Raw genomic sequence first — 12,114 nt, 5'->3', positions numbered from 1 at the left:
CTGAACAAAACAATTATGATTACAAAAGGAGACAAAGAATTTTTTAAAGGCATCGGAAAAATTGCATTCGAGGGGAAAGAATCGGACAACCCTTTGGCTTTTAAATATTATGATGAAAATAAGATGGTAGGCGGCAAAACCATGAAAGAACATTTCAAATTTGCCATCGCCTACTGGCATACTTTTAACGACACGGGCAGCGACCCCTTTGGGGCGCCCACCAAAAATTTCCCATGGTTGACCAATACAGACCCTGTTCAGCAGGCCAAGGACAAAATGGATGCAGCCTTCGAATTCATCACAAAAATTGGTGCGCCCTATTACTGTTTCCACGATATTGACCTGATCGATGAGGGCAGTACCTTGGCCGAATCGGAAAAAAGGTTGGATATCATAACGGACTATGCCCAAGAAAAGATGAAGGAATCCGGAGTTAAATTGCTCTGGGGAACGGCAAACTGTTTCAGCCATCCACGCTATATGAACGGAGCCGCTACCAACCCCGATTTTGATGTGGTAGCCACTGCAGGGGCCCAAGTGAAAAATGCGCTCGATGCAACCATCAAACTTGGAGGGGAAAACTATGTGTTCTGGGGAGGACGCGAGGGGTACATGTCATTGCTCAACACCGATATGGGCCGCGAACAGGACCACATGGCACGCTTCCTGCACATGGCCAAGGACTACGCACGCAAACAAGGGTTCAAGGGAACGTTCTTCATCGAACCCAAACCCATGGAACCCACAAAGCACCAATACGACTTTGATTCGGCCACTGTTATCGGTTTCCTTACCAAATACGATTTATTGGACGATTTTAAACTCAATATTGAGGTAAACCACGCTACTTTGGCACAACATACCTTTGAGCATGAACTGCAAGTGGCAGCAGACAATAATCTTTTGGGAAGTATTGATGCCAACAGGGGCGATTACCAAAACGGTTGGGACACCGACCAGTTCCCTGTTGATGTTTACGAGCTGGCCCAAGCTATGTTAGTGATTCTGCAAGCAGGTGGTTTCCAAGGTGGTGGTATTAACTTTGATGCCAAATTGAGAAGAAACTCCACCGATCTGGAAGACATTTTCTATGCGCACATTGGAGGAATGGATGCATTCGCCAGGGCATTGTTGGCGGCAAACGCCATTTTGGAAAATTCCAATTATCTTAGCTTGCGAAAAAATCGCTACGCATCTTTTGATACCGGCTCTGGGAAGGCATTCGAGGAAGGTAAGCTTTCTTTGGAAGATCTTTATGCACATGCAACAACCCATCAGGACATCAAAAAGATCAGCGGTAAGCAAGAATTGTTCGAAAATATTATCAACCAATATATTTGATCAAACAACCGACTAAACAAACCGTTTTGGCCTAAGGCCGAAACATCAAACTTTATTTTATGGCACTTATTTCGTTTTTAGGATTCACACTTTTAGTGGGGATAATATCCTGGTGGTCCGTTAGAAAAACAGATGAATCATCCTCCGATGGCTATTTTTTGGGGGGCAGGAGCCTTACGGCCGGGGTCATAGCCGGTTCGTTGCTGTTGACCAACCTGTCCACAGAACAGATTGTAGGCCTTAACGGGAGCGCCTATAAAGATGGTCTTTCGGTAATGGCCTGGGAAACCTTGGCCGCGCTGGCCATTGTGGTCACAGCATTATTTTTGCTGCCACGCTATTTAAAAGGCGGACTGACCACGGTGCCCCAGTTTTTGGCAAAACGGTTTGATGTCACTACAAAAACCATAACCTCTGGATTGTTCCTAACGGGATATGTGGTGGTATTGCTTCCGGTAATCCTATATTCTGGGTCGGTGGCCATAAGCGGCATGTTCGATGTCCCTGGATTACTTGGGGTCTCGGATTCCACCGCCTTGGTAATTTGTATTTGGGGAATTGGTATCATAGGATCCATTTATGCCGTTTTTGGTGGATTGAAGGCGGTTGCAGTTTCGGATAGTATCAACGCGGTCGGACTTATAATCGGTGGAATACTGATTCCTGTTTTTGGTTTGATGGCGATAGGCGATGGAAGTATTTTGGGAGGGCTGGAAACCTTAATGGCCGCCAACCCCGAACGTTTCGATTCTACAGGAAACCCTGGACAAGAAGTCCCCTTTGCCACCATTTTTACCGGAATGATGCTGGTCCAGCTTTTTTATTGGGGAACCAATCAACAGATCATACAGAGAGGGCTGGGAGCCAAAAACCTGGCAGAAGGGCAAAAAGGGCTTTTATTGGCGGCATTCTTAAAGATTTTGGGGCCGATCATTCTGGTATTGCCCGGAATGATCGCATACTACTATTTTGAAGGAGGACTTGCAAGCAGCGACCTTGCTTATCCGGAACTGGTAAGGGCCGTGCTCCCAAAACCGTTGATGGGCTTTTTTGCCGCGGTTCTGTTTGGTGCCATCCTGAGTTCTTTTAATAGTGTACTCAACAGTTCGGTTACCTTGTTTGGGATAGATATTTACAAACAGCACATCAATAAAAATGCCTCGGAGATGATCGTGGTAAAATACGGTAAGGTGTTTGGTGTATGTTTGGCATTGGCCGCCATGTTTATTGCCCCGCTCATTGCCAATGCGGGCAGTTTGTTCAACTACCTACAAGAAATCAACGGAATTTACAGTATCCCGATTTTCACGATTATTGTAGTTGGGTATCTAACAAAAAGGGTTCCTGCCATTGCAGCCAAAATCGGTATTCTTTCAGGGTCTGTTCTTTATATCATCAGCCAATTTATCGTTGGCCCAAAAATGGTGGCCAATGCCCTTGCCGAAGCCAAGGCAAATGGCATTACCGACCCTGCTGAACTAAATATGGTAGAAGCTGGGGCATATCCGCATTATCTTCATGTAATGGCCATATTGTTTGTTTCCAACATTATTATTATGCTGATTATTGGAAAATTCTATCCAAGAAAGGAACCTTTCCAACTGGAGTACACCAAACAGGTATCCATAGAGCCTTGGAAACATGTAAAACTGGCAAGTGGGTTTATCGCTTTTATTGTAATTGCCATCTATATTTACTTTGCGAAGTAGAGCTGATTGAATAAAAACGGAAAGAGGGTAAATTCTAAGTTAAAAAGCAACAAAATTTCCATTTCGTCAGTTTGAGTGATTTTCGGTGGTTGAGCCCTTCGTCTATGCTCAGGATAAACTAAAGTCAAAACCAGAGAAAATTGTACCTGCCGGCAGGCAGGTCGAAAACAACGATTTTGAACCCGAAAATGGCACTTCTCGATACGCTTCGCACTCGAAGTGACGGCGCATTTTCAAGGTCATAAATAATAATTGAACTCAGGTTAACTTAGAATTCACCCTTTTATTGCAATATGCTTTTTAAGAAATTGTCTTTATAAGCCCTTCCCATGGGTATTTTGGCACCATTGGTCAACAGGACCAAATTGCCCGAGATCCTATCAATCTTTTGGGTGTTGATGATATGGGATTTGTGTATTTGATAAAATTGGCTGCTGCCCAATAACTCCACCCAGTGCCGTAGGGGCTCATTGGACAATATTTTCTTTTCCTTGAGGTGAATTTCGGTATAATCGGAATCTGAAGTGATCGTATAGATGTCCTTTACCAAAACCTTGATATGTTCGTGGCTGGATTTTACGTAGATTTCCGCAAGGGGAGCAGTATCGTTTTTTGATATGATATGCTCGTGCTTGGCGTTTACTTTGTTTATGGCCTGCAAAAAGCGCTGGAAAGAAAATGGTTTTAGCAGGTAATCCACAACATTCAGGTCGTATCCTTCAAGGGCGTATTCGGAAAAAGCAGTGGTCAAGATAACCTGTGGCGGGTCTGGAATACTTTTTAAGAAATCCAATCCGTTGATTTTGGGCAAGTGGATGTCCAAAAACATCAAATCCACCGATTCGGTATTCAAGAATTCCATCGCCTTCAACCCATCGGAAAATACATCTACCAACTCCAAGGTGGGTACATCTTGGATAAATTTTCTTAAAATTCGCTGTGCAGGGGGTTGGTCTTCAACAATAATACACCTCATAACCTATACTTTTTCCAATTCCAATCTTAGGTACACATTATAGGAATTGTCGGCCTCTTCTATTTTTAGAACATGTTTTTTTGGGTACAATAGTTCAAGGCGTTTTCGTACGTTCTTTAAACCTATCCCCTTTGCAACACTGTCCAGGCTAAACCCGGCCTCATAATTGTTCTTGCAACTAAACTCCAATGTAGCATTGTTCAACTTTACGGATATATCTATTTCGATATCGGAAGATTGTCCGGACTGACTGTGCTTGAAAGCATTTTCAATAAATACAATCAAAATTAAAGGTGCGATCTTGTACTCCCCTTCAATCTTGTCCACATCAAACTGAACCTCGCCCCTATCCTCTATCTGTAGTTTATACAACCGGATAAAGTTGCCCAATTGCTCCAATTCCTTTTTTAAAGGTACAAACTGTTCCTTGGATTCGTACAACATGTACCGCAGTACACCGCTCATTTCAAGAATAATCTCCGGTGTTTTTGGCGATTCCTGTAGGGCATAGGAATAAAGGTTGTTCAAATTATTGAACAAAAAATGGGGGTTTATCTGACTTCGCAAGAATTGCAGTTCGCTTTCTTGTATGGTCGTCTCGAGTTCATCTATTTGAGCCTGTTTTTTCAGGGCATCCCATCCAAATTTACAACCGGAAAGTATGAACATTACGGGCAAAACCCCTAAAAGGGAGACATAAATTCCGGGGAAAGTTTCCGCCCTTCTTGTATTGGGGAATATAAGAGGTTCCAAAACTGTTTCTTCTATGGTAATTATTATCGCCACGACCATGCCGGCCCCCAAAAAGAATTGCCAATATTTTTTTTTGTACAAAAATTTGGGCATGAGGTAGTACGTGATCGCTACTGTGGCAACGGCATAAAATAGAAGGAATATAGCCCTGTGCACAACTATGCTTCCTGTATGTCTTTCAAAAGAAAAAAACAGGAGCACCAGTATGTGTAGCACTATTTGAAAAAGAAGTTCTTTTTTAGAAATCAACACACAATAATTAATTAGTGCCAAAACTATAGATAAAACTGCTGTAAAAGAAAAGCAGTTTTACCAACAACCAAATTTACCCCCTAAACGACATTTTACCCCTGGATATTCATAATTAATTGGTTGATTGAGGGTTAACCCTTGTCGTTCACGGAAAATATTTACTATTTTCATTCTGATGGTCCATATTTAAACTAAGGCATCATCAAAAATGATGACTCACAAGTTTTTAAAAACAATATCACTAACACTTAAATCACTCAACAATGAAGAAGACATTTTTCGTACTGACATTCTTAACCTCTTTTATGGTTGTGGCACAATCTACTTGGAAATCGGATGGAGCACACTCCAAGGTAGGTTTTGGCATTTCGCACCTAATGATTTCTACCGTGGAAGGCCATTTTAGCGACTTTGACATAACAGCGACCGCAACCGATACCTTTGACGAGGCTGAATTTACCGTTGACATTAAAACAACCAGTATTGATACGGATAACGATAGACGCGACGACCACTTAAGAAGTGCTGATTTTTTTGATGCTGAAAAGTATCCTTCCATTACCTTTAAAAGCACCAATTTTGAAAAAACTGGGGACAATACCTTTAAACTCAAAGGTGACCTTAGTATGCATGGCGTTACCAAACCGGTAAGCTTGGAAGGAAAAGTGAACGGGATAATTACTGACCAGCGAAGCCAAAAATTGAAGGCAGGACTCAAACTAACCGGTACCATTAACCGATTGGAGTTTGGTGTGGGCGAAGAATCGGCCTCCATAGGGAATGAAGTGGACATGACCATTCAATTGGAGATGGCACAGCAGTAACATATAATACTTAGTGTAGCATAGAGGGTGTTTAAAAGGTAGGTTTTCGTCAACCTGAACTTAATCCAAGTTATCATAACAGCTTGAATACCATTATGACGAAATTCTCAAATTAATTCAGAATGTGACGTATTTCAATACTTTTTAGCCACCCTCTTTTTTCCAAATGTTAAGTATTGAAAAAATACATCAAGGCCTCCTTGTATAGGTCAATTTTGCACCGACCGTGAATTAGCTCAGCCATTTCTTAGAATCTTTTCCATTTTTTTGCCTTTTGCCAGCTCATCCACCAATTTGTCGAGATACCGGACTTGTTGGGTCAACGGGTTTTCAATTTCTTCAACCCTGTACCCGCAAATTACCCCGGTTATCAGGTTAACGTTCGGGTTCAATGTGGCTTCTTTAAAAAAGGTTTCAAACGTTACTCGCTGGTCAATAAGGGCCTTTATTTTTTTGTTGTCAAAACCTGTTAGCCATGTTATAACTTGATGTAATTCTTCTTTTGTCCGACCTTTTTTCTCAATTTTTGTAACATAATGTGGATATACCGATGCAAAGGTCATATTCGCCATTCGTTTATTGTGTTCGGGAGTAGTTTTCATTTTATCTGAGTTTTTCTAAGTGCCCTTTTCTTTTTACAATGTTTTTATAGTCCCATTGTATTTCTCGTGATTTTTTAAGCCACCGTGTCAAATCCGAAGTTTCAACTTCAAGCACACTGGTATAAAAAATGGAGGCGTCTTTAAATTTTTTTCCTTTTACATTTAAATGTTCTTCGTTAAAATCCGCACCGCTCCAAAACATGAGCCTTATTCCTTTTTTTTGTTTGCTGTACCCAACAATTGGATTGCCGTCCAAAAACCAAACAGGATGGGAGTGCCAGATTTTATTTTCCGCTTCGGTAAGTTCGTTGTTTATTGTTGTTGCCAGTAAATCGCAGATTTCTTTATCAGGGAGTAGTTGACTGTCGTTATATGTTTGGATTTCTTCTTTCATATTCGAGTAATGAATTAATTGTTTTCAAACTGTTCCTAAAAGTAAGAGTGCGCCAAATGCAACCCTAAGAGTTGGTTTTTGTTATACTAGGAAGATACATAAAAAATAAAAACAGGTCGGTATATTACCCAGTACTGCTACAACTACTTTGGAATTTTATACATCTGACCTCGAAGGGGAATTTGAGATTGTAATTGAAGGCTTTACAACTAGAATACAACCTGTAAAAGTGGTAACAAAGTTCAAGGTTCAATGATTATTGCCTTAACGTAATCTTTTATGTACTTCTTCTCACCCCTTTTTTACTATCTTCTGGTCGATTGGGAACCCTGTTAGGCGCAAATCTGGGGCAGTCCACATTTTTGTTTGGATTTGCCGATTACATGCACTTATACTTGATAGCAAGTGCTCATCAAAGCTTTCCAGTACAAATTTTGAAGGCAATGGGTCTTAAATGCTAGGCCAACATTTTTATGTATGAATCTTGTGGGATTTAAATAAATAACTAAAACCTTATATTTACCATTTAAAATAGCTTTATCCAGATTGATAAAAAATAACAACAAGGGACATAATTTTAGCACTTCCAAGAGGTATACTCCTATTCAGTTAATGGTTCTTATACTTATCTTTTTTGCCTCTTTGTGGGTGCAAGGCCAAACAAATAAAATAACAGCACCTGAAGTTTACTCAACGTTCGACTCTATTGTCGGGGAGCAAAACATGGCATTGTACAATGGCCCTATATTCAAGGAAGGGTCTACAGGTGCTTCCGATACACATGCATATTTTTTAGAAAACAATTTTTTAAAAGGGGACATCGTCTTTGATGGACAGCCCTATTTTGAGCAAAATCTCAAATACAATGTTCATTTGGATGAGCTTTTGATTACCCCAAAATTTAACCCGACCGGGCTATTGGTCCGACTTATAAAAAACAAGGTAAAAGAGTTTACAATCAATGGGCACCGTTTTATACGCCTGCCTTCTACATTAATGGGCGGCCAACAATATGGATATTTGGAGGTTTTGGAAAGCGAAGAAGGGGATTTGTTGCTAAAAAAGTATATAAAGAAGAGCGTACAATCAAGACGGGAAAGTCAAGTGATCACTGAATATGAAGAAAGCACAGATTACATTTTGTTGTATAGGGGAGAACTCTTTGAAGCAAACACAAAAAACCAATGGAGCCATGTTTTTGTTGGGCAAAAGAAAGAGCTTAGGGATTTCTTTAAGCAAAATAGGATAGCATTTAAAACTGACAAGGATACTTTTTTTAAACTGTTGTTCAATAAATTCGTAAACCCAACAGAATTATGAGAAATTATTTGGTCTTGATTCTGTTTGTCTTGGTTTTCAAGCTATCATATTCCCAATTCAACGAAAAAGAGTTGTCTTTCACTTTTGAGAACGTTTCCCGTTTAGAAGCCCTGCAAAAAATTAATTCGGACACAGAATATCAAATTTATTATCTGCAGAATTGGTTTACGGACAGTCTCATTCAAAAAAAATATACCAATAAAAATATAGAAGATATTATTGCAGACCTATTGGAGGGCACAACGGTGAATTATTTTCTGTATCCGCCCAATAAAATAATACTTACCAACAATAACACTATTTACAGTGACCTTCCCGAAGGATTTTTTGGAAAAGATTCAGCGAAAGTCCAGACCGTGACAGCTTCCAGAAAAGTGACTCCAATATTTTATGCAAAAGGAGATGAAAGGGTTTCCAAAAATGTGGAAACCATTAGGGTGGGCCGAGAAATTGGTGCTCAATCAAAGGAAACGTACACGCTTAGCGGCTATATCACAAACTTTGAGTCTGGAGACCCGATTCCAGATATGACCATTTCAACCAATGATGACCGATTGCTTGCCATAACCAGTTTTGAGGGGTTTTATCGTATTGAATTACCAATAGGCTCCAATATTTTAAAGTTTAGGGCACTGGGCATAGAGAGAGCCGAAAAGGAAATCATCATTTTTAATGATGGCACTTTGGATTTGGAGTTTAATGAAAGTCTTGAGCAGTTGGATGAAGTGGTAGTGGAGGGAGATATTTACAAAAATATTGAAGAAACCGTAAGCGGAACAGAAGAAATTAATAGTGAAGAAAGCAAAACCATTCCTTTGGTCCTTGGTGAAAGGGATGTCCTAAAAGTTGCAACGGCATTGCCGGGAATATCATCGGCCGGTGAAGGGGCAACAGGATTTAATGTTAGGGGAGGAAAGGCAGACCAAAATTTGGTATTGTTTGATGGTGCCACCATGTACAACCCACAGCACTTCTTTGGAATATTTTCAGCCATTAATCCTTTTTCAATAGGGCAATTGGAGGTGTATAAGGGAAACATTCCAGCAAAATTTGGAGGTCGTTTATCTTCAGTTTTCGATATTAAAACAAAAGATGGCGACAATTCCGAGTTTAAGGGTGAAGCCTCATTGGGTCCTGTAACAGGCAATTTGGTTTTGGAAACTCCAGTGGTAAAGGGAAAATCCTCGTTTATGTTTGGTGCCAGGGGTGCTTATGCCAACTGGATCTTGCGATCTATGAAAGAGGAATCTTTGAGTAAAAGTCGTGCAACATTTTATGATGGAGTGGCCAATTATACCCATCAGGTGAACGAGAACAACAAAATAAAGGCTACGGCATACTACAGCAAGGACAATTTTAGTATTTCCTCTGATTCCCTTTACATTTATGATAACAGCTTGGTGTCACTAAGATGGCAGCACAAGTTCAACGATAAGCACTTATCCGAGGTTCAGATTGCCAATAGCGGTTACACCTTTAATATAGAATATGAAAGAGGGGCCAACAATGATTTTGATTTAGGTTATAAAATCAACGAAACAGAAGCGAGGATAAACTTGGATTACTTGCACAGTACCGACCTCAAATTTAACTACGGTGTAGAAGGAAAGTTATATTCGGTAGCACCTGGAACTTTGGAACCTTTAAACGAAGAGTCTTCGGTGGAATACAATTCCTTGGAAAAGGAGAGGGCTTTGGAATCAGCGGCATATATATCGGCAAATTATAGCATAACCAAAAAGTTTGCCGTTGATTTGGGGTTGAGGTATTCCACGTTCATGGCTTTGGGAGAACAAACCCAGTACGAGTACGAAGAGGGGGCTCCGAAGAACCAAGGTACTGTTCGGGACACGATACAATATGGCAACAAAGAAGTGATAGAAACCTACGGTGGCCCGGAGATAAGGGCAGGAGCACGATACCTTATTACCCCCAGCCTATCTTTAAAGGCAGGATACAACAAGTCCATTCAATATGTTCACATACTCACCAATAACACTACAATTTCGCCAATTGACACGTGGAAACTCTCCGATTTAAACATTGAACCACAAACAGGACATCAATATTCCTTTGGAGTGTTTAAAAATTTGGATGCCAATGCCTACGAAATAAGTTTGGAAGGGTTTTACAAAACAAGCGACAAGGTGTTGGATTTTAAAACAGGAGCACAGTTATTGATGAACGAGAATGTGGAGACCGAAGTGTTGCAAGGAGAAGGGAAATCTTATGGGGTAGAATTCTTGTTAAGAAAAAACAGGGGTAAATTAAACGGTTGGCTGGGGTATACCTATTCACGCTCCTTTTTAAAGTTGGACAGTGAATTCGAAGATGAAAGAGTGAACAATGGAGAGTTTTTTTCCTCGAATTTTGATAAACCTCACGATTTGAGTATGGTAGCCAATTACAAGTTTACCAAAAGATTCAGTCTGTCGGCCAATTTTGTGTATCAAACCGGTAGGCCTGTTACCGTTCCCGTTGGCAATTTCACTTTTAATGATGCCGAATATGCTGTTTATAGTGATAGAAATAGCTACCGAATCCCTGATTTTTATAGGTTGGATCTTGGTTTTAATATAGAGGGGAACCATAAGCTCAATAAGGTTGGGCATAGCTTTTGGACCATTTCTGTATACAATGTTTTGGGCAGGAACAACCCTTACTCGGTTTTTTATGTTACAGAGAATGGAAATGTTGAGGCTTATAAAAGTTCTATTTTCTCGATACCGGTTCCTTCCATTACCTATAATTTTAAATTTTGAAACCGCTCAGTATGCCAACAAGAAATCGTTTTATCTTTTTGTTAGTCACAGGAGTCTTACTGGCCATTGGCGCCTGCACTGAGCCTTTTGAAGTAGAGACAACGGACTTTGAAGATATACTTATAATCAATGCCAGTATTACCACAGAGACCAAACAGCACGAAATTTTTATTACCAGAAGCTACGAAGAAGGTGATGACGAAGTCCAGGTTTCCGGAGCAACGGTGGAGGTTCTGGTAAACAATGCCAGTTCAATTCAATTTGAGGAAGCATCGCCTGGAGTATACCAATCCACTGTTGGGTTTGCTGCAGAGCCTGGGATGGATTATCAATTAAAGGTCACGGATGAAAAGGGAGAAACGTTTGCTTCGCCCCAAGTACAATTAACGGCCCCAACAACAATAGATGAGATAACGGCCAAGAGGGTTTTGAACGAGGATGGGGAAGATGGGGTCGAAATATATGTGGATGGAACATCTACAGGCGACAATGAAGGATATTTTAGATATGAATACGAAGAAACCTACAGATGGGAATCTTTTTATAAGCCTTTACAGGGCTTTAGGGTTGTTTCCGAGTCACCGCCGCTTCTCGAAATCGTTTACAAGGAAAAGGAAGAAAGGGTTTGCTACGTTACCGAAACATCAAATAGCATATTGATTGCTGAAACCAATAATCTATCGGAGGACAAAGTCGAAGATTTCCCTGTTCGGTTTATAGAACGAAGGGATAGAAGAATAGCCCATAGATATAGTATTTTAGTGAAGCAATATGCCCAAACCAGGGTCTCTCATGAGTTTTATCAAACCTTGAAGAGCTTTTCCAGTAGTGATAATCTGTTTTCTCAGCCCCAACCCGGTCTTATAGTTGGGAACGTTAGGCATGTGAGCGATGATAGTGTTAAAGTGGTAGGTCTCTTTGAAGTGGTCTCCTTTACCACAAACCGGTTCTTTTTCAGTTTCCAAGAAATTTTTGGGAACGATATCCCATTTTTGGATGATTGTGGGTTCGATCGTTACAGCTCACTTTCCGACCCCGAACTTTTTCAACGGGTACAGAGTGGTCAATACAAATATATTGGGGAAGACCCGCCCTTCGTCTATCAAGTTGCTCCTGCTGGATGTGTGGACTGCACCTTGTATGGTTCCAACGAAGTGCCGGATTTTTGGGTAGAACAATAA

At 40.6% G+C, this 12,114-nt stretch carries 10 protein-coding genes; 6 read left to right on the top strand and 4 right to left on the bottom strand.

Annotation, left to right across the window (positions count from 1 at the left end):
• Window positions 1-15 precede the first annotated feature (15 nt).
• Together xylA and AC13CS_RS13985 are read left to right on the top strand one after the other, a co-directional pair.
• Window positions 16-1,341, top strand: a complete 1,326-nt coding sequence (xylA, locus tag AC13CS_RS13990) for a xylose isomerase (RefSeq protein ID WP_293166760.1) — start codon at window positions 16-18, stop codon at window positions 1,339-1,341.
• A 59-nt stretch (window positions 1,342-1,400) separates the two neighbouring features.
• Window positions 1,401-3,050 (top strand): solute:sodium symporter family transporter, encoded by a 1,650-nt coding sequence (locus tag AC13CS_RS13985; protein WP_293166762.1) that lies wholly within the window; start codon window positions 1,401-1,403, stop codon window positions 3,048-3,050.
• Window positions 3,051-3,333: 283 nt separating this feature from the next.
• Here AC13CS_RS13985 and AC13CS_RS13980 read toward each other — a convergent pair whose 3' ends face one another.
• Together AC13CS_RS13980 and AC13CS_RS13975 are read right to left on the bottom strand one after the other, a co-directional pair.
• On the bottom strand, window positions 3,334-4,026 hold the full coding sequence (locus AC13CS_RS13980) for a response regulator transcription factor (protein ID WP_293166764.1): 693 nt from the start codon (window positions 4,024-4,026) through the stop codon (window positions 3,334-3,336).
• A gap of 3 nt (window positions 4,027-4,029) precedes the next feature.
• Window positions 4,030-4,995: a histidine kinase gene (locus AC13CS_RS13975; protein WP_293166766.1), complete on the bottom strand. Its 966-nt coding sequence runs from the start codon at window positions 4,993-4,995 to the stop codon at window positions 4,030-4,032.
• Between the two features lie 299 nt (window positions 4,996-5,294).
• Here AC13CS_RS13975 and AC13CS_RS13970 point away from each other — a divergent pair, with 299 nt between their 5' ends.
• On the top strand, window positions 5,295-5,855 hold the full coding sequence (locus tag AC13CS_RS13970) for a YceI family protein (protein WP_293166768.1): 561 nt from the start codon (window positions 5,295-5,297) through the stop codon (window positions 5,853-5,855).
• Window positions 5,856-6,091: 236 nt separating this feature from the next.
• Here AC13CS_RS13970 and AC13CS_RS13965 read toward each other — a convergent pair whose 3' ends face one another.
• Complete coding sequence (locus AC13CS_RS13965; RefSeq protein WP_293166770.1) at window positions 6,092-6,457, bottom strand: DUF2200 domain-containing protein; 366 nt, start codon at window positions 6,455-6,457, stop codon at window positions 6,092-6,094.
• Between the two features lies 1 nt (window position 6,458).
• Complete coding sequence (locus tag AC13CS_RS13960; RefSeq protein ID WP_293166772.1) at window positions 6,459-6,851, bottom strand: DUF1801 domain-containing protein; 393 nt, start codon at window positions 6,849-6,851, stop codon at window positions 6,459-6,461.
• A 723-nt stretch (window positions 6,852-7,574) separates the two neighbouring features.
• On the opposite strand from AC13CS_RS13960, the gene AC13CS_RS13955 reads away from it, so the two are divergent.
• From AC13CS_RS13955 to AC13CS_RS13945, 3 genes are read left to right on the top strand one after another with little or no spacing between them, the layout of a single operon-like run.
• Window positions 7,575-8,171: a hypothetical protein gene (locus AC13CS_RS13955; RefSeq protein WP_293166774.1), complete on the top strand. Its 597-nt coding sequence runs from the start codon at window positions 7,575-7,577 to the stop codon at window positions 8,169-8,171.
• Window positions 8,168-10,933, top strand: a complete 2,766-nt coding sequence (locus AC13CS_RS13950; RefSeq protein ID WP_293166776.1) for a TonB-dependent receptor plug domain-containing protein — start codon at window positions 8,168-8,170, stop codon at window positions 10,931-10,933. Before AC13CS_RS13955 ends, AC13CS_RS13950 begins: the two co-directional genes overlap by 4 nt.
• 11 nt (window positions 10,934-10,944) lie before the next feature.
• Complete coding sequence (locus tag AC13CS_RS13945) at window positions 10,945-12,114, top strand: DUF4249 domain-containing protein (RefSeq protein WP_293166778.1); 1,170 nt, start codon at window positions 10,945-10,947, stop codon at window positions 12,112-12,114.

It is taken from the genome of Flagellimonas sp. B-3 (assembly GCF_056857835.1).
This window is presented reverse-complemented; position numbering and strand designations above follow the sequence as displayed.

Excerpts from the sequence above, each read along its gene's own strand:
- xylA (WP_293166760.1), top strand. The coding sequence starts at position 16 with ATGATTACAAAAGGAGACAAAGAATTTTTTAAAGGCATCGGAAAAATT.
- AC13CS_RS13985 (WP_293166762.1), top strand. The coding sequence starts at position 1,401 with ATGGCACTTATTTCGTTTTTAGGATTCACACTTTTAGTGGGGATAATA.
- AC13CS_RS13980 (WP_293166764.1), bottom strand. The coding sequence starts at position 4,026 with ATGAGGTGTATTATTGTTGAAGACCAACCCCCTGCACAGCGAATTTTA.
- AC13CS_RS13970 (WP_293166768.1), top strand. The coding sequence starts at position 5,295 with ATGAAGAAGACATTTTTCGTACTGACATTCTTAACCTCTTTTATGGTT.
- AC13CS_RS13965 (WP_293166770.1), bottom strand. The coding sequence starts at position 6,457 with ATGAAAACTACTCCCGAACACAATAAACGAATGGCGAATATGACCTTT.
- AC13CS_RS13960 (WP_293166772.1), bottom strand. The coding sequence starts at position 6,851 with ATGAAAGAAGAAATCCAAACATATAACGACAGTCAACTACTCCCTGAT.
- AC13CS_RS13955 (WP_293166774.1), top strand. The coding sequence starts at position 7,575 with ATGGCATTGTACAATGGCCCTATATTCAAGGAAGGGTCTACAGGTGCT.
- AC13CS_RS13950 (WP_293166776.1), top strand. The coding sequence starts at position 8,168 with ATGAGAAATTATTTGGTCTTGATTCTGTTTGTCTTGGTTTTCAAGCTA.
- AC13CS_RS13945 (WP_293166778.1), top strand. The coding sequence starts at position 10,945 with ATGCCAACAAGAAATCGTTTTATCTTTTTGTTAGTCACAGGAGTCTTA.